The sequence below is a fragment of the Massilia sp. BGA-UO-ETr-WB1 genome (genome assembly GCF_059567845.1).
This window is the reverse complement of record NZ_JCAQOT010000026.1, coordinates 53846-70415: the sequence shown is the minus strand read 5'-3', so window position 1 is coordinate 70415 and position 16570 is coordinate 53846. Positions and strand designations below refer to the sequence as shown.

Annotated in this window: 16 protein-coding genes; all 16 read left to right on the top strand. The window is 68.1% G+C overall.

The genetic code is table 11. The annotated features are described in order from the left end of the window. Positions 1–170: 170 nt before the first annotated feature. Positions 171–1022, top strand: a complete 852-nt coding sequence (locus AC56DV_RS22730; protein ID WP_496316499.1) for a winged helix-turn-helix domain-containing protein — start codon at positions 171–173, stop codon at positions 1020–1022. A gap of 17 nt (positions 1023–1039) precedes the next feature. After that, positions 1040–1840, top strand: coding sequence for a LuxR C-terminal-related transcriptional regulator (locus AC56DV_RS22725; protein ID WP_496316498.1), 801 nt, complete (start codon positions 1040–1042; stop codon positions 1838–1840). A 64-nt stretch (positions 1841–1904) separates the two neighbouring features. Next, positions 1905–2333, top strand: coding sequence for a hypothetical protein (locus AC56DV_RS22720; RefSeq protein WP_496316497.1), 429 nt, complete (start codon positions 1905–1907; stop codon positions 2331–2333). 283 nt (positions 2334–2616) lie between these two features. After that, positions 2617–3318, top strand: coding sequence for an NF038120 family PEP-CTERM protein (locus tag AC56DV_RS22715; RefSeq protein WP_496316496.1), 702 nt, complete (start codon positions 2617–2619; stop codon positions 3316–3318). A 52-nt stretch (positions 3319–3370) separates the two neighbouring features. Further along, positions 3371–6550 carry a S8 family serine peptidase gene (locus AC56DV_RS22710; RefSeq protein WP_496316495.1) on the top strand — a complete coding sequence of 1060 codons (3180 nt, stop codon included), beginning with the start codon at positions 3371–3373 and terminating at the stop codon, positions 6548–6550. Positions 6551–6694: 144 nt separating this feature from the next. After that, positions 6695–7138, top strand: a complete 444-nt coding sequence (gene gspG, locus AC56DV_RS22705; RefSeq protein ID WP_496316494.1) for a type II secretion system major pseudopilin GspG — start codon at positions 6695–6697, stop codon at positions 7136–7138. A 51-nt stretch (positions 7139–7189) separates the two neighbouring features. Continuing rightward, positions 7190–8386, top strand: coding sequence for a type II secretion system F family protein (locus tag AC56DV_RS22700; RefSeq protein ID WP_496316493.1), 1197 nt, complete (start codon positions 7190–7192; stop codon positions 8384–8386). A 77-nt stretch (positions 8387–8463) separates the two neighbouring features. Further along, positions 8464–10122 (top strand): GspE/PulE family protein, encoded by a 1659-nt coding sequence (locus tag AC56DV_RS22695; protein WP_496317272.1) that lies wholly within the window; start codon positions 8464–8466, stop codon positions 10120–10122. Then, on the top strand, positions 10115–10963 hold the full coding sequence (locus tag AC56DV_RS22690) for a hypothetical protein (RefSeq protein WP_496316492.1): 849 nt from the start codon (positions 10115–10117) through the stop codon (positions 10961–10963). The genes AC56DV_RS22695 and AC56DV_RS22690 overlap by 8 nt, the downstream gene beginning before the upstream one ends. Then, positions 10960–11562 (top strand): hypothetical protein, encoded by a 603-nt coding sequence (locus AC56DV_RS22685; protein ID WP_496316491.1) that lies wholly within the window; start codon positions 10960–10962, stop codon positions 11560–11562. The genes AC56DV_RS22690 and AC56DV_RS22685 overlap by 4 nt, the downstream gene beginning before the upstream one ends. Next, complete coding sequence (locus AC56DV_RS22680; protein ID WP_496316490.1) at positions 11559–12137, top strand: hypothetical protein; 579 nt, start codon at positions 11559–11561, stop codon at positions 12135–12137. Before AC56DV_RS22685 ends, AC56DV_RS22680 begins: the two co-directional genes overlap by 4 nt. After that, positions 12134–12676 carry a hypothetical protein gene (locus AC56DV_RS22675; RefSeq protein ID WP_496316489.1) on the top strand — a complete coding sequence of 181 codons (543 nt, stop codon included), beginning with the start codon at positions 12134–12136 and terminating at the stop codon, positions 12674–12676. The genes AC56DV_RS22680 and AC56DV_RS22675 overlap by 4 nt, the downstream gene beginning before the upstream one ends. After that, positions 12676–14748, top strand: coding sequence for a secretin GspD/PilQ domain-containing protein (locus AC56DV_RS22670; RefSeq protein ID WP_496316488.1), 2073 nt, complete (start codon positions 12676–12678; stop codon positions 14746–14748). Before AC56DV_RS22675 ends, AC56DV_RS22670 begins: the two co-directional genes overlap by 1 nt. Next, positions 14745–15221 (top strand): type II secretion system protein, encoded by a 477-nt coding sequence (locus AC56DV_RS22665; RefSeq protein WP_496316487.1) that lies wholly within the window; start codon positions 14745–14747, stop codon positions 15219–15221. Before AC56DV_RS22670 ends, AC56DV_RS22665 begins: the two co-directional genes overlap by 4 nt. Continuing rightward, the gene (locus AC56DV_RS22660; RefSeq protein ID WP_496316486.1) at positions 15215–15601 is read left to right on the top strand and encodes a type II secretion system protein; all 387 of its coding nucleotides are present in this window, start codon (positions 15215–15217) and stop codon (positions 15599–15601) included. The genes AC56DV_RS22665 and AC56DV_RS22660 overlap by 7 nt, the downstream gene beginning before the upstream one ends. Next, positions 15576–16352, top strand: coding sequence for a type II secretion system protein (locus AC56DV_RS22655; RefSeq protein ID WP_496316485.1), 777 nt, complete (start codon positions 15576–15578; stop codon positions 16350–16352). Before AC56DV_RS22660 ends, AC56DV_RS22655 begins: the two co-directional genes overlap by 26 nt. Positions 16353–16570 lie beyond the last annotated feature (218 nt).

Below are 16570 nucleotides of genomic sequence, written 5' to 3'. Positions count from 1 at the left end.
CCTGCATGGCCTGAGCGGCTGTTGTTTCCGTACACAGGCCGCTGCACGCGCCGCCCCGCAAGGGCGGCGTTTTTTTTCATAGTGCGGGCGGAATTTAGTCGGAAAAGCTATCAATCGCGCAATTAAATTGTATTAGTGCGCATGAGCGGGGCTGATGCATAGTGAAGTTTATGCCGCCCCCTATCCTGATCATCGACTGCGACCCGCAGGTCCAGCAGCTGCTGGCGCTGAACCTGCGCCAGGCCGGCCACCAGCCGCTGTGCGCGCTGGACGCCGAGAGCGCCTTGCTGATGCTGGAATCGGCGGCGCCCGAATTGCTGCTGCTCGAATGGGACTTGCCGGGCCAGTCCGGGCTGGCGCTGCTGCGCCGCCTGCGCGCCTTGCCGCGCACCGCCGCCCTGCCCATCATCATGCTCACCGCGCGCGGCGCCGAGGCCGACAAGATCATGGCGTTGGAGAGCGGCGCCGACGACTACATCACCAAGCCCTTCAGTCCGCGCGAAACGCTGGCCCGCATGCACGCGGTGCTGCGCCGCCAGGCCCACGCCGCTGCCCGCGCCGCTGCGCATATGGCGGCCCACGCGGCGTCCTTCCCCGCGCAGGCAGGGGCGGGCGGCACGATACAGCTGGCCGCGCTGCGCCTGGAGGCGGCCACCCAGCGCGTCATGGCGGACGGGCGGCAGCTCAGCCTGGGGCGTGTGGATTTCCGCCTGCTGCATTTCCTGATGTCGCATCCCGAACGCGTCTACAGCCGCGCCCAGCTGCTGGACCTCGTGTGGGGCGCGGATGCCTGCGTCGACGAGCGCACCGTGGACGCCCATGTCGGCCGCCTGCGCAGCGCCTTGCAGCCCAGCGGCCACCACGACCACATCGAAACCGTGCGCGGCAGCGGCTACCGTTTCACCGCCGGCGCGGGCGGCGCTGCGGGGGCGGCTTTGCCGCCGCGCCCGCACCTTGGCCGGCAGCCAGGCCAGCCGCCACAGCCGCCACAGCCGCGCCGGCCGCGCGCCGTGGCCGCTTGATGCGCTGAGCGCAGCCCATGGAGCCGGCCGTCATTCTGAGCAAGCGCGAGCAGGAGTACCTGCTGGGCGCCATCGAGGCGTCGCTCACGGTACGCGAGCTGCGCAGCTATTTCCTGTGGGCCCAGGGCCAGCTGCAGGCGCTGCTGCCGCACCGTGTCATGGTCTGCATGCAGTTCGGTCCGGCAGGCGGCCCGGACGGCGGCAGCCTGCTGCGTATCGACTGCCTGCACTGCACCGTGCTCGACAGCACCGTGCTGGCGCAACTGTCCGATCCCGTCCTTGGCCTGGCGCCGCGCATGGCCCGTCACGCGCGGGTGCGTGCCAGCGCCCACGGCGTGCCGCCGCTGGCGCTGGAGGCCGCGCCGCGCGCCGCCGGCTCGGATCCATGGGCCGGCTTCGCGCCCGAACTGCTGCGGCTGGGCCTGGACAACGTGCTGCTGCATGGCAGCGGCGCGCTGCCCGGCGCAAGCACCTGCTTTGCGCTGTTCGGCATGCCGCAGCGGCCCTGTCCGCGCCTGGCCTACTTCATTGAACTGCTGTTGCCCCATCTGCACTTTGCGCTGCTGCGGCTGGACGCCGCGCCTGTCGCGGCAGCGGGCGCCGAACGCCCCGTCAGCCGGCGCGAAATGGAAATCCTGCACTGGGTGAGGGAAGGCAAGAGCAACACCGAAGTCGGCCAGATCCTCGGCATCAGCGGCCTCACCGTGAAAAACCATCTGCAGCGCATCTACAAGACGCTGGGCGTCAGCAATCGCACCCAGGCGGTGGCGCGCGGCATCGCGCTGCGCCTGCTGGACGGCGGCGCAGCGCGCGCTTGACGCCGCGGCGGCGGCGGCCCATCATGGCTCATTCCCATCCGTCCGGCACCCGCCGCCTGCTTCCATGCGACCGACCCCGCTTCTTGCACTTGCCGCCGCCAGCGCCTTGCTGGGCTGTACCGCGCTTGCCAGCAGCGGCAGCGGCGCCCCGGCCCAGCCGCCCGCAGCCACGGCCGGCGCGCCCGAACTGCTGCAGCGGCTGCGCGCCCTGGAAGCCGCTTCCACCTGCCGCACCGCAGCCGATTGCCGCGCCGTGCCGGTCGGCGCCCGGCTGTGCGGCGGTCCCTCGGCGTGGCTGGCGATGTCGGCAGCGCGCATGGCCGAAGCGGCGCCACTGGCCGAGCGCTACACCGCGCTGCGCAAAGTGGCCAATGAGGCGGCCGCGCAGGAGGGCAGGGTCTCCACCTGCCAGGTTATTCTGGAACCCGCTATCGGCTGCAACGGCGGTTACTGCCGCACCAATTCCAACGCGCCGTCCGGCCGCGCTGACTGATCCCCGCTTTTTATGCCGGCGTGAATTTGATTCGCGCCGGAAACATTTTTTGTCGGAAAATCTTACACTTTGACTGCCTTGCAATCATGATGTCTGGGCAACATCATGATTTTTTTGAAAATATTTCATGGGCACGTTTCATGCTTGTAAATGCGGACTCAACTAGGGGAGTGGTTGAGGCGGGCAAGTTGTCTATCCACAAGACAAGACAACTTTCTAAAAATCAAGAGACCATCTATATCCAGGGGATTCCGTGGCTAAATTTACGACAAAAAAAAGCGGTATGAGCAATCTGTTCAAGAAGGCGGCATGCGCCGCGGCGCTGGCGGCCGGCAGCGTTGCCCAGGCGGGTGTACTTAATTTTGAGAGCGCATTTGATACGCCCATCCTGTACGCGGGCGGCGTGGTGCAAACCAACGAGTTCTGGATCGAGACCTATGCCTACGGCAACCAGACCACCGGCGACCTGGCTGGCGTCATCATTGACGGTTCCACCAACGACCTGTGCATTTCCGGCGGCTGCCCGGTCAACAACCCCACCAATTACTACGCCGGCCTGAACGACGGCTACCTGTACTTCGGCCTGAACAGCGGCAACCGGTTCCGCCTCGGCTCGCTGCAAGCCAGCTATATCGGCGCCGATGGCACCACTTTCCCGAGCACCGCAGGCGCGTTGCTGATCCAGGGCTTTAACGCGCTGGGCCAGGCCGTGGGCGGCGCGCAGACCATCTTCCTGCCGGGTCCGACCGGCGGTGCGTTCAATTTCAACACCTACGATCTGTCGCCCCTGTCCGGGTACGAGTTCGATTTCGTGCGTATCTACGGCTACGGTTGCGACCTCTCAGGCAATTGCAGCCGCACCAGCGGCATCGGCAACATTGCGCTCGACAACATCACCACTATCCCGGAACCCACCAGCATGGCCCTGTTCGGCCTAGGTTTGATCGGCTTGGGCGCGCTGTCGCGCCGCCGCCGTTCGGCTTGAATTCGGCCTGAATCTGCAGTTGTTCCATTTTGAATCTATTCCGGGAAAAATCATGAACCTGAACCTGCGTCCTATTTCGCTGGCTGTGCTGGCATTGCTGTCCAGCCTGACCATTACCGCCACCGCGCAAGAACAGCGCCGTACCTACATCGTGCAGCTGCAAGACCAGCCGGCCGCCACCTACACCGGCGGCGTCAGCGGCCTGGCGGCCACCCAGCCGGCCCCCGGCCAGGTATTCGACTTCCGCGCGCCTAGCGTGCAGGAATACATCCGCTACCTGGGCGACCGCAAGACCGAAGTGCTGGCCAGTGTCGGCAACCCAACCGTGGTCGCCAATTACGACGTGGTGCTGAACGGATTTGCCGTCCAGCTGACCGACGCCGAAGTGCTGGCGCTGAAAAGCAATCCCGCCGTGGCCGACGTGCAAGCCGATACCGCGCGCCGTCTCGATACCATTTCCAGCGCACGCTTCCTGGGCCTGAGCACGGCCGGCGGCCTGTGGTCGAAATTCACCGGCGGCCAGCTGGTGAAGGGCGAAAACATGGTGATCGGCGTGGTCGACAGCGGCATCTGGCCGGAAAACCCAGCCTTCGCCGACCGCGTCGACGCCGACGGCAACCCGACCTTCGACGGTTCGGGCACCCTGGCCTACACCTCCGCGCCAGCCAGCTTCAAGGGCGGCTGCCAGAACGGCGAGGGCTTCGACGGCGCGCTGCATTGCAACAACAAGCTGATCGGCGCCAAGTTCTACAACGCCGGCTTCATCGCCTCGCCCAACGGTTCGAAAAAGAACTGGAGCGAATTCTATTCGCCGCGCGACTCCAACATCGGCAGCAACGGCGTGTCCACCGGCCACGGCGGCCACGGCAGCCACACCGCCTCCACCGCCGCCGGCAACTCGGGCGCCTTCGCCACCGTGAACGGCGTGCCGATGGGCGCCAGCACCGGCATGGCGCCGCGGGCCCGCATCGCGGCCTACAAAGTGTGCTGGACCTTTGACGATCCGGCCGCCGAAGACGGCACCAACGCCAGCAATACCTGCTACAACTCGGACTCGGTGCTGGCCATCGACGACGCGGTCAAGGACGGCGTGAACGTCATCAACTACTCGATCAGCGGTTCGCAGACCTCGGTCAACGACCCGGTCGAACAAGCCTTCTACCGCGCCTCGCTGGCCGGCGTGTTCGTTGCCGCTTCGGCCGGCAACAGCGGCCCTGCGCAGGCGGTGGCCCACGTCAGCCCATGGCTGACCACCGTGGCCGCCTCGACCCACGACCGCAGCACGCAAGCGGAAGTGACCCTGGGCAGCGGCGCCAAATACAGCGGCGCCTCGCTGAACGTCAATCCGCTGGGTTCGTCCGCGCTGATCCGCGGCGAAGACGCCGGCCTGGGCGGCGGTTCAGCCAGCCTGTGCTTCAGCGATGCCGGCGCTGCCGCCGGTTTCAACCAGGTCAAGCTGGACCCGGCCAAGGTCACCGGCAAGGTCGTCATCTGCACGCGCGGCGAAAACGCCCGCGTCGACAAGAGCCTGGCCGTGCAGCAAGCCGGCGGCGTGGGCATGGTCATGGCCGACAACGGCGGCGGCCTGGTATCGGAAGCCCATTCGGTGCCGTCGGTGCACGTGTCGGCAGCCGATGGCGCCGCCATCAAGAACTACGCGGTTGCGCAAGCGGCCAACGCCAGCGCCGCCATCAGCGCCTTCGCCATCAAGTCGGTGCCGGCGCCCATCATGGCGGGTTTCTCCTCGCGCGGTCCGAACGCCGGCGACAACAACATGCTGAAGCCCGACCTGACCGCGCCCGGCGTGGACGTCATCGCCAGCGTCACCGCCGCGTTGACCCCGGCCGAGCACGCGCTGGTCGCTGCCGGCACCATGGTGCCGCCGCCGGCCTACGCGTCCTACCAGGGCACGTCGATGTCCAGCCCGCACGTGGCCGGCCTCGGCCTGCTGCTGCGCCAGCTGCATCCTGACTGGTCGCCGGCCGCCATCAAGTCGGCGCTGATGACCACCGCCTACACCACCCTGAACGACAACCTGGCAGGCGCGCAGAACGGCCTGCTGCCATGGGCGCAGGGCGCCGGCCACGTCGACCCGAACAAGGCCGCCGATCCGGGCTTGGTGTACGACGCCAAGAAGGCCGACTATGTGGCCTACCAGTGCAAGGTGAACAAGCCCGCGGTGCAGCCGCAAAGCGATTGCACCGTGTACGGCACGCTGGACGAGACCTACAACCTGAACCTGCCGTCGATCACCGTCGGCGGCGTGCAGAACAGCGTCACGGTACGCCGCTCGGTGACCAATGTGGGCGGCGCCAGCGCCACCTACAACGCCACCGCGTCGGTGCCTGGCTTCACCACCGTGGTCACCCCGTCCAGCCTGACGCTGGCGCCGGGCGAAACCGCCGCCTTCACCGTCAAGCTGACCACCGCCGGCGCCGCCAACGGCGTATGGAACTTCGGCAGCCTGAGCTGGACCGACGGCACCCACGTGGTGCGCAGCCCGATCCAGGCCCGCACCGGCAAGTCGATCGCCTCGCCCCCGCTGCTGACCGGCGACAAGCCGTCCGGCACCCGCATCTTCCCGGTTAAAGCCACCTTCAACGGCCGCATGACGGCCATCAAGGGCGGCCTGAAAGCGCCGACGCTGGGCGAGCAAGTGACGCTGGCGCCGGCTTCCATGAGCTCGGCCAACCTGAAACTGGCCTGCGCCGCCGGCGCCGACCTGCCGAACGTGAAGGTGTACAACGTGGCGGTTCCTGCCGGCACCGTGGCAGCCCGCTTCGCGCTGCGCGATCTCGACACCGGCACCTCGGACGACGACAACGACCTGGGCGTGCTGACGCCGTCCGGCGCCTGGGGCTACTCCGGCAACGCCACCAGCAACGAATCGGTGCAGATCGCCGGTCCGGAAGCGGGCAACTACAAGGTCTGCGTGCTGGCCTACGGCGGTGGCGAGACCATGTCGCACAAGCTGCAATCGACCGTGGTGACCACCGCCGACGTGGGCGGCAAGTTCACCGTGGCGCTGCCCGGCAAAGTGGTGGCCAACGTGGCCGCCAGCGTCGCGACCACCTGGTCCGGCCTGGCGAACGACACCTCCTACCTGGGCGGCATCCAGTTCCTGGACCTGAGCGGCAACGTGCAGACTACCACCGTCATCAACGTCAACACCGGCTCGGCCACGATTCCTGTGGCGGAAACGGAACGCACCCGCTCCAAGCTGATCGACTAATTGTCGTTCGGTAAGAGCTGTAACCGCAGCCGCACAGGCCTGGCCTGTGCGGCTGTTTTTATTGCGGAAAACGTTGTCGAAAGCTTAAACAGCGTGGTAGGCTAGGCGGTTTCAGCCTTCCGCAGCAGAAAAGGAGTCGTTCGGATGCACGCAGCACAGCTACAAGGCAACAAAGCGCCACGCCGCGCCCCCGGTTTCACTTTGCTGGAACTGCTGGTGGTGATTGTCATCATCGGCCTGCTGGCGGCCTATGTCGGTCCCAAGTATTTCTCCCAGCTGGGCAAGTCGGAGGTGACGATCGCCAAGGCGCAAATCGAAGCGTTTGAAAAGTCGCTCGACACCTACCGCCTGGACGTGGGCCGCTACCCGAGCGCCGAGGAAGGCCTGGCCGCGCTGCTGGCCGCGCCGGCCTCGGCCGGCGCCAAGTGGAACGGTCCCTACCTGAAAAAAGGCGTGCCGCCCGATCCATGGGGCAAGCCCTACCAGTACCGCGCGCCCGGCACCAAGGGCGAATACGAGATCCTGTCCCTGGGCAAGGACGGCCAGCCCGGCGGCGCCGGCGAAGACGCCGACATCACGTCCCAGTAACGTCCCGCCCAGTTCAGCAACCCGCAAACCCTCAGCAGACCGGCTCCTCCCATGCAGTTCGAAGTACGTACCTTGTCGCCGGAAATGGTGATCGGCCGCCAGGTGGTCGACGGCCGCGACGAAGCGGACGCGCGCCGCCAGGTGGAGGCGCGCGGCCTGTTCGTCAGCGCCATCGCGCCGGTGCGCGGCGGCCTGGGCCTGCCGATCGGGCGCGGCAAGGGCAAGTCGCTCTCGCTGGTGCTGTTCAGCCAGGAATTGCTGGCGCTGCTCACCGCCGGCCTGGGCGTGGTCGAGGCGCTGGAAGCGCTGCTGGAAAAGGAAGCCGCCCCCGCCACGCGCGGCGTGCTGGAGCGCCTGCTGGGCGGCCTGCGCGAAGGCCAGCGCTTTTCGGCCGTGCTGGCCGAGCAGCCTGAACTGTTTCCGCCGCTGTACGTGGGCATCGTCAAGGCGGCCGAAGGCACCAGCGACCTGCCGCGCGCGCTGTCCCGCTTCATCGACTACCAGCAGCGCATCGACACGGTGCGCGCCAAGATCGTCAGCGCCGCCATCTACCCCTCCATCCTGCTGCTGGTGGGCGGCGGCGTGAGCCTGTTCCTGATCACCTACGTGGTGCCGCGCTTCGCCGAGGTCTACCAGGGGGCAGGGCGCAACCTGCCGTGGATGTCGCAGCTGATGCTGAGCTGGGGCCAGTTCGCCGCCGCCCACACCACCGCCTTGCTGGCCGGCGTGGGGCTGCTGCTGGGCAGCCTGGTGTTCGGCCTGCGCCGCCTGATGGCCAACGGCGGCCTGCTGCGGCTGCTGTCGCGCCTGCCGGGCATCGGCGAGCGCGTGCGCATCTACGAATTGTCGCGCCTGTATCTCACGCTGGGCATGCTGAGCGAAGGCGGCATCACCATCCTGCACGCCATCGACACCGTGCAGGGCATGGTCTCGCCGTCGGTGCGGCAAGGCTTGCAGGCCGCGCGCGCCCACGTCGAATCGGGCTTGCCGCTGTCGTCCGCCTTCGAAGCGAACGGCCTGACCACGCCGATCTCGCTGCGCATGCTGCGCGTGGGCGAGCGCACCGGCGACATGGGCCCCATGCTGACCCAGTCGGCCGCGTTCTACGACGGCGAAATCAGCCGCTGGATCGACCGCTTCACACGCACCTTCGAGCCGCTGCTGATGGCCTGCATCGGCCTGGTGGTGGGCGCCATCGTGGTGTTACTCTACATGCCTATTTTCGACCTCGCTGGAGACATGTCATGATGCCAACCCCGGCCGCCGGCGCAGCCAGCAACAGCAGCGCCGCCGCCAGCCCGGCGGCGCCGGCGCTCGACCACGCCATGCTGGTGCGGGCCCGCGCGCGCGCCGCGCAGAGCAAGCGCAGCCTGGTCGAGGAGCTGGAAGCGCTGACCGGCATCGAGCCGCGCCTGGCGGTGCACGCGCTGGCCCAGCCCTTCGGCCTGGCCGTGCTGGAAACGGTGGACATGCTGGGCTTCACGCCGGCCTTCGACCTGTTGCCGCTGTCGCAGGCCATGGCGCGCCGCTGCGTGCTGCTGCGCGCGCATGACGGCCTGCTGGTGGGCGTGATCGCCGACCCCTTCGACCTCGACCTGCAAACCTGGCTCGGCGCGCAGGCGCGCGCCACGCCGCACGCGCCGCTGCAAACCCGGCTGGCGCTGCAGGCCGACATCCAGGCCTACCTGTCCAAGCAGGAGGAATCGGCGCGCGCGGTGGACAGCCTGCTGCCCGGCGCCAGCGAAGGCCGGCGCGACGGCAAGACCGCCGCCGTGCTGTCGTTCGCCTCGGTGTCGGAAGCGGCCAGCCCGGCCGTGCGCCTGGTGAACTCCACCCTGTACGACGCGCTCAAGGCCGGCGCCTCCGACATCCACCTGGAAAGCACCGCCGGCGGCCTGGCCGTCAAGTACCGGGTGGACGGCGTGCTCGATCACGCCACCGCCGTCAACGGCATCGAAGTGGCCGAGCAGATCATCTCGCGCCTGAAAGTGCTGGCGGAACTGGACATCTCCGAGCGCCGCATTCCGCAGGACGGCAGCTTCCGCGTGGAGTCGGGCGGGCGCGAGATCGACCTGCGCGTTTCCATCATGCCCAGCATCCACGGCGAGGACGCGGTCATCCGTATCCTCGACAAGCGCGCCATGATCGAAGCCTACGGCTCGCTCACGCTGGAAGCGCTGGGTTTCGACGCGCCTTCGCTGGCCACCTTGCGCGTGCTGGCGCAGGAAGCCTACGGCATGCTGCTGGTGACCGGGCCCACCGGCTCGGGCAAGACCACCACCTTGTACGCCGCGCTCACCGAGATCCACAACGGGCGCGAGAAGATCATCACCATCGAGGACCCGGTCGAGTACCAGCTGCCCGGCATCCTGCAGATCCCGGTCAACGAAAAGAAGGGGCTGACCTTCGCCAAGGGCTTGCGCTCTATCCTGCGCCACGACCCGGACAAGATCATGGTGGGCGAGATCCGCGACCGCGAAACCGCCGAAATCGCCGTGCAGTCCGCGCTCACCGGCCACCTGGTGCTCACCACCGTGCACGCCAACAATGTGTTCGACGTGTTCGGCCGCTTCACCCACATGGGCATCGACCCGTACGCCTTCGTGTCGGCGCTGAACGGCATCTGGGCGCAGCGCCTGGTGCGCATCAATTGCCCGCACTGCGCGGCCGAATACACGCCGTCGGACCAGGAGCTGGCCAGCGTCAACCTGTCCCGGGCCGACGTGTTCGACTACCGCTTCATGGAAGGCAAGGGCTGCGGCGACTGCCGCGGCACCGGCTACAAGGGCCGCCGCTCGATCGCCGAGATCCTGACCCTGAACGACGAAATACGGGAGCTGATCGTGGACAAACGGCCGATCCGCCAGATCAAGGCGGCCGCCTACAAGAACGGCACGCGCAGCCTGCGCCTGGCCGCGCTGGAGCTGGTCAAGCGCGGCGGCACCACGCTGTCCGAAATCAAGCGGGTGACTTTGCATGCCTAGACTGTTGAACAGATTGCCGGGCCAGGCGCTGCGCATCGGCGTATCGGGCTTCGCCGTGAGCCTGCTGAAGGTCAGCCGCTGGTTCGGCCCCAAGGCCGAACTGCTGGCCGAGCAGCCGTTTTCGCCCGAAGGCGTGAGCGCGCTGCACGCCCACCACGCCATCGGCCTGGCGCTGCGCGAGCTGCTGGCCGGGCAGGAGGTGCATGGCTGGCCGGCCGGCTTCGTGCTGGCCGACGACCTGGCGCGCATGTGGCAGGTGACGCCGCCGGCCCAGGCGGCGCGCCTGGCCGACCTGGAGGCGGCCGCCGCGCTGCGCTTCCACAGCCTGTACGGCGAACCGCCCTCCGGCTGGAAAATCGTTGCCGACTGGGATACGCAGCAGCCTTTCTTCGCCTGCGCCATGCCGCAGCCATTGCTGGCCACGCTGGAGCAGGCCGCCGCCGACCACGGCATGGCGGTGGTGGAAGTGCTGCCGCACTTCGTCACCGCGTGGAACCGCTGGCAGGGCGCGCTCAAGCCGCAAGCCTGGTTCGGCCAGGTGCACGACGGCCTGCTGACCCTGGCCATTATCGACAACCAGCGCCTGCACGCCATCCGCGCGCTGCCGCTGCCGCGCGGCGCCGACCAGTACTGGCTGGCGCAAACGCTGCAGCGCGAAGCGCTGCTGGCCGGCCTGGAAGCGCCGCAGCTGCTGCAGCTGTGCGGCCAGGTGCCGCCGCTGCTGGCCAAGCCGGCCGCCAACGCCGGGCAGATTTCCTGCACCACGCTGGGCGCGGCCCTGCCGGGCGAGCACGCATGGTCGCTGGCCAGCGTGCTGGCGCGGGGAGGGCTGGCGGCATGAGGAAGATGCGCATCGATTTCGCCGCGCCGGGCTGGCGCCGCGCGCTGTACCGCCTGGGCCGGGAACACCCCGCTGCGCTGGCCGGCTGCGTGCTGGGACTGGCCCTGTGCGCAGGGGCCGGCCTGTACGGCTACCAGATGGTGCAGCAGCAGCGCGTCCGCGCGGCCCAGCTGCGCGACCTGGAACGCCAGCAGCGGCGCGCTTTGCAGCAGCAACAGCAGCAACTGGCGCAGCAGCGGCTGGGCGCGCAGGGCGCCGCCGCCATGCAGGCGGCCAAGGTGCAGATCCCGGACGCGCAGGCGAAAGCCATCAACGCCGCCGTGCTGCAGCTGAACCTGCCGTGGCGCGACATGCAGGAAGCCGTGGGCGAGGCCACGCCGGCCAGCATCGCCTTGCTGGCGCTGGAACCGGACCCCAACAAGCAGCTGCTGAAGATCAGCGCCGAAGCCAAGAACGCGGACGACATGATCGCCTACATCGAACAGCTCAAGCAGCAGGAGTTTTTCATCGGCGCCGCCCTGTCGCGGCACGAAATCAACGACACCGACCCGAACCGGCCGGTGCGCTTCCAGGTTGAAGCGCAGTGGGGTGCGCGATGAAGGCGCAGCGCTTGCAGCAGCTGTCCGTGCCGGCCTTGCTGCTGCGCGCGCGCCTGGCAGCCGCGCGCGCCGGTGCCGGCGTCTGCGTGGCCGCCGTGCTGTGCGTGGCCGGCGCCGCCGCGTGGGCCTGGCTGATCCCCCAGCGCGCCGAGCAGCGCGTGGCGCTGGCCCGTCCGCTGCCGGCGCCGGGCGCGCTGGTGGTGGCCGCGCCGCCGCCGTCGGCCAATGAAAACCTGGCCCTGTTCCAGGAAACGCTGGGTGAAAAACACTACGCCGAGCAGCACGTCAAAGTCCTGTTCGGGTTGGCCGCGAAAGCGGGCCTGGGCCTGCACCGGGGCGAGTACAAGTTCGGCTACGACAAGGCCGGCCGCGTCACCACCTACCAGATCACGCTGCCGGTGAAAGGCAGCTACCAGGCCATCTGGCAGTTCGCGCTGGCAGCCTTGCGCGAACTGCCCTTCGCCGCGTTGGACGACATCGGCTTCCGCCGCGAGAACATCGGCGACGCGCAAGTGGAAGCCCGCGTGCGCTTCACGCTCTACCTGAAGGACGGCGCCATGCCGGTGCAGCCATGACGCCGCGCCACTTGCTGATGGCCGCCGCGCTGGTCGCCGCCGCCGCTCTCGTGCTCTTTGGCGACAAGTCGCCGGCGGACGGCGAGGTTGCCGAAGCGGTGGAGCGCCGCGCGCCTGCCGCCGCGCCCGCCGTGGCGTCGAACGGCGCCAAGCCAGCTCCGCCGGAAGTGCTGATCCTGCGCCTGCTGCCGCGCGCCGAACTGATAGGCGAACTCGGCGAGGGCAGCTTCGGCGGAGGCGGAGCGGTGTTCGGCAGCCAGAACTGGACCCCGCCGCCGCCGCCGCCCCCGCAGCAGGCGCCGCAGCCACCGCCGCCGCCGCCGCAAGCGCCGCCGCTGCCGTTCACCTATATCGGCAAGGCCGCCAGCGACGGCGCCTGGGAAGTCTTCCTGGCCCGCGCCGACAAGACCTACGTGGTGCGCGCGCAGACGGTGATCGACGGCGTCTACCGCGTCGACGCCATCGCGCCGCCCATGCTGAAGCTTACCTATCTGCCGCTGAATCAATCCCAGCAGCTCAATATTGGAGTTCCCGACTAATGGCCCGCACCCCATACCGCATGTTCAAAACCACGGCCATGGCCACGCTGGTGGCGCTGGCCCTGGCCGGCTGCGCCGGCGAGATGGCGTTCCGTGAGGGCCGGACCCTGGTCGAGCAGAGCAACCCGGAGGCGGGCCTGGCCAAGTTCCAGGAAGCCATCGCCAAGGACCCGCAGAACGCGCAGTTCCGTTCCGCCTACCTGCTGACGCGCGACCGCACCGCCGTGCAGTACCTGGAGCAGGCCGACCGCGAGCTGGCCGGCGGCCGCCGCGCCCCCGCCCTGCAAGGCTACCAGCGCGTGCTGGCGCTGGACCCGATGAACGAGCGCGCCCGCGCCGGCCTGCGTGCGGTGGAAGCGTCCGAGCGGCTGGAGAAAATGGTGGCTTCGGCCGGCGAGCTGGCGGCGAAAAAGGACTACGACGGCGCGCGGCAGAAACTCAACGCCGTGCTGGCCGAAAAGCCGTCCTACGAGGAAGCGCGCCTGATGCTGCGCGAGGTGAACGACAAGGGCGCCCAGCCGACCGCCGAAGCGGGCCTGTCGAAAGCCTTCAAGCAGCCCATCAGCATCGAGTTCCGCGACGCGCCGCTGAAGCAGGTGTTCGAGATCATCGCGCGCCGCTCCGGCCTGAACTTCGTGTTCGACAAGGACGTGAAGACCGACCAGAAGGCCTCCATCTTCCTGAAGAACAGCACCGTGGAAGCGGCGGTCTACTACCTGCTGATGACCAACCAGCTGGAGCAGCAGGTCCTGGACGGCAACACCATCCTGATCTACCCCAACGTGGCGGCCAAGCTGAAGGAATACCAGGAGATGGTGGTCAAGACCTTCTTCCTGGCCAACGCCGAGGCCAAGTCGGTGGCCAACACGCTGAAGACCATCCTCAAATCGCGCGACGTGGTGGTGGATGAAAAACTGAACCTGCTGATCGTGCGCGACAACGCCGAAGCGATCCGCCTGGCCGAGCGCCTAGTGGCGCTGCAGGACGTGGCCGAGCCGGAAGTGATGCTGGAAGTGGAGATCCTGGAAGTGAAGCGCACGCGCCTGATGGAGCTGGGCGTGGCCTGGCCGTCCAGCGTCACCTTCGGCCCGCTGATTTCCTCCGGCGGCACGGTGCTGACGATTAACGATTTGAACCACCTGAACCAGCGCAGCATCGGCGTGTCCGCCGTCAACCTGACCGCCAACGCCAACAAGACCGACGGCGACAGCAAGCTGCTGGCCAATCCGCGCATCCGCGTGCGCAACAAGGAAAAGGCCAAGATCCTGATCGGCGACAAGGTGCCGGTGATCACCACCACCATTTCGCCCGGCACCGGCGGCTTCGCCAGCGAGTCGGTCAGCTACGTGGACGTGGGCCTGACCCTGAACGCCGAGCCCACCATCTACCTGAACAACGAAGTGGCGATCCGGGTGGCGCTCGAGGTCAGCAACCTGGTGAGCCAGGTGGAGACCAAGTCCGGGACCAAGGCTTACCAGATCGGCACGCGCCAGGCCACCACCATGCTGCAGCTGAAGGACGGCGAGAACCAGGTGCTGGCCGGCCTGATCAACAATGAAGACCGCAGCAACGGCAGCAAGGTGCCGCTGTTCGGCGACGTGCCCATCCTGGGCCGCCTGTTCGGCAGCACCACCGACGACAAGCAGAAGACGGAAATCGTGCTGTCGATCACGCCGCGCCTGATCCGCAACATCCAGCGCCCTGAAGCGGCCAGCGCCGAGTTCTCGGCCGGCACCGAGGGCAACTTCCGCCGCCGTCCCGATCCGGCCGTGCGCACCACGGTGACGCTGCCGCTGGGCGCGCCCAGCGTGCCCGCTGCGCCGGTGCGTCCCGGCGCGCCGCAACTGCCGCCGCAGCCTGGCCAGCAAGGGCAGGGCGCCCAGCCGCTGACGGTGCCCGCGCCCGGCCAGCCGGTGGCCCCTGGCGCGGAGGCCGGCGCCGCGCCGACGCCGCCGGCCTCCGCGCCGGCCGGCGTGCCGCTGTCCACCTCGCAGCCCGGCCCCGCCACCAGCGTGGCCCAGCCCGAACCCGCCGCGCCGATCCCGGCGCCGCCGCAGCCGCCCGCAAAATGAACGCACGGCGCCGTGGCTTCACGCTGATCGAACTGCTGGTGACGCTGGCCATCCTGGGCCTGCTGGGCACGCTCGTGGTGCCGGTGGCCCAGGTGACCATACAGCGCCGCAACGAGCAGGAGCTGCGCCGCTCGCTGCACGAGATCCGCCAGGCCATCGACGCCTACAAGCAAGCCTACGACGACGGCCGGGTGGCCCGGAGCACCGTCAGCACCGGCTACCCGAAGAACCTGGAGCTGCTGGTGGAGGGCGTGCAGGACCAGAAAAACCCCAAGCGCAGCAAGATCTATTTCTTGCGCCGCATCCCGCGCGACCCGTTCAGCGCCGAGCCGGACGCCTCCGACGCGCAAACCTGGGGCATGCGCAGCTACGCCAGCGACGCCGACCAGCCGCGCGAAGGGGAGGATGTGTACGATGTCTATTCCCTGTCCGAGAAAACCGGCCTGAACGGCGTGCCCTACAAAAAATGGTAACGATGACCAAAGCCCAACGAGGATTCACGCTGATCGAACTGCTGGTGGTGCTGGGCATCGTCGCGCTGTTGCTGACGCTGGCCGTGCCGCGCTATTTCCCCAGCGTCGACAGCGCCAAGGAAACCATCCTGGCCGACAACCTGCGCAGCACCCGCGCCACCATCGACCAGTACTATGGCGACACCGGCCGCTACCCCGATACGCTGGAACAGCTGGTGGAGAAGAAATACTTGCGCGCCGCGCCGGTCGACCCCATCACCGAAAGCAGCACCACCTGGATCCTGGTGCCGCCGGAAGACGGCAGCAAGGGCGGGGTGGCGGACCTGAAGAGCGGAGCGCCCGGCAATGACCGCCATGGCAAGCCCTACGCGGACTGGTAGGCCGTCCGGCCGCCGCCGCGCGTGGCACGGCCGCGCCGGCTTCACTTATATCAGCCTGATCATCCTGGTGGCCATCATCGGCCTGGTGGGCGCCACCGCCGTCAAGCTGGGCGCGGTGATGCAGCGCAGCGCAGCCGAGCGCGAGCTGCTCAACATCGGCGCCCAGTTCAGCGACGCGCTGCAAAGCTACGCCAAGGCCACGCCGCCCGGCCAGCCGACCCAGCCGCCCTCGCTCAAGGAGCTGCTGCTCGATCCGCGTTTCCCGGCCGTGCGCCGCCACCTGCGCAAGATCTTCGTCGACCCCATGACCGGCAAGGCCGAGTGGGGCGTCTCCTACGTGTCGGGCACCACCGGCGTGGTGGCGGTATACAGCCTGTCGGACGCCAAGCCGGTCAAGATCGGCAACTTCCCGGCCCGCTTCCAGGGCTTCGAGGGCAAGCAGCGCATCGCCGACTGGAAATTCGTCAGCGCCGGGGACGCGCAGCCGCTGCCGGGGCAGCCGCCCACCAGGCCGCCGCCGGGCCAGCAGCCGGGCCAGCCTTTACAGCCGGGCCAGATGCCGCCCGGCGCTCCGCCCGCGCCCGGCGCCGGCACGCCGCCGGCGATGCCTGTGCCGCCGGCCGAGCCGCCCGCCGAACCGGCCGAGCCGCCGGAGCCGCCCGCACCGCCCGAATCGGCTACGCGGCCCGAGCCGGCTGCCGACGAGGCTAAAACGGACGACTCCAAGCCCGATCCGGAACCGCCGCCCTAAGCTCAAAAGTCAATAAAAAAGCCCGGATGCCTCTGCATTGCGGGCTTTTTTATTTATGGAAATATTGCTGTGCAACATAATAAATATACTTGCATAAATTACTTTATTGCTGGAAATTAAATATAATCAAAAGAACAAGACTTTTAATGGTTTTATGCTATCCTGCTTTCGCAGTCCCGATCAACGTTGGTTGGCTCCTCGACCAATAACATCAACTT

Excerpts from the sequence above, each read along its gene's own strand:
- AC56DV_RS22670 (WP_496316488.1), top strand. The coding sequence starts at position 12,676 with ATGGCCCGCACCCCATACCGCATGTTCAAAACCACGGCCATGGCCACG.
- AC56DV_RS22675 (WP_496316489.1), top strand. The coding sequence starts at position 12,134 with ATGACGCCGCGCCACTTGCTGATGGCCGCCGCGCTGGTCGCCGCCGCC.
- AC56DV_RS22725 (WP_496316498.1), top strand. The coding sequence starts at position 1,040 with ATGGAGCCGGCCGTCATTCTGAGCAAGCGCGAGCAGGAGTACCTGCTG.
- AC56DV_RS22730 (WP_496316499.1), top strand. The coding sequence starts at position 171 with ATGCCGCCCCCTATCCTGATCATCGACTGCGACCCGCAGGTCCAGCAG.
- AC56DV_RS22680 (WP_496316490.1), top strand. The coding sequence starts at position 11,559 with ATGAAGGCGCAGCGCTTGCAGCAGCTGTCCGTGCCGGCCTTGCTGCTG.
- AC56DV_RS22695 (WP_496317272.1), top strand. The coding sequence starts at position 8,464 with ATGCTGGTGCGGGCCCGCGCGCGCGCCGCGCAGAGCAAGCGCAGCCTG.
- AC56DV_RS22715 (WP_496316496.1), top strand. The coding sequence starts at position 2,617 with ATGAGCAATCTGTTCAAGAAGGCGGCATGCGCCGCGGCGCTGGCGGCC.
- AC56DV_RS22655 (WP_496316485.1), top strand. The coding sequence starts at position 15,576 with ATGGCAAGCCCTACGCGGACTGGTAGGCCGTCCGGCCGCCGCCGCGCG.
- gspG (WP_496316494.1), top strand. The coding sequence starts at position 6,695 with ATGCACGCAGCACAGCTACAAGGCAACAAAGCGCCACGCCGCGCCCCC.
- AC56DV_RS22685 (WP_496316491.1), top strand. The coding sequence starts at position 10,960 with ATGAGGAAGATGCGCATCGATTTCGCCGCGCCGGGCTGGCGCCGCGCG.
- AC56DV_RS22665 (WP_496316487.1), top strand. The coding sequence starts at position 14,745 with ATGAACGCACGGCGCCGTGGCTTCACGCTGATCGAACTGCTGGTGACG.
- AC56DV_RS22700 (WP_496316493.1), top strand. The coding sequence starts at position 7,190 with ATGCAGTTCGAAGTACGTACCTTGTCGCCGGAAATGGTGATCGGCCGC.
- AC56DV_RS22720 (WP_496316497.1), top strand. The coding sequence starts at position 1,905 with ATGCGACCGACCCCGCTTCTTGCACTTGCCGCCGCCAGCGCCTTGCTG.
- AC56DV_RS22710 (WP_496316495.1), top strand. The coding sequence starts at position 3,371 with ATGAACCTGAACCTGCGTCCTATTTCGCTGGCTGTGCTGGCATTGCTG.
- AC56DV_RS22660 (WP_496316486.1), top strand. The coding sequence starts at position 15,215 with ATGGTAACGATGACCAAAGCCCAACGAGGATTCACGCTGATCGAACTG.
- AC56DV_RS22690 (WP_496316492.1), top strand. The coding sequence starts at position 10,115 with ATGCCTAGACTGTTGAACAGATTGCCGGGCCAGGCGCTGCGCATCGGC.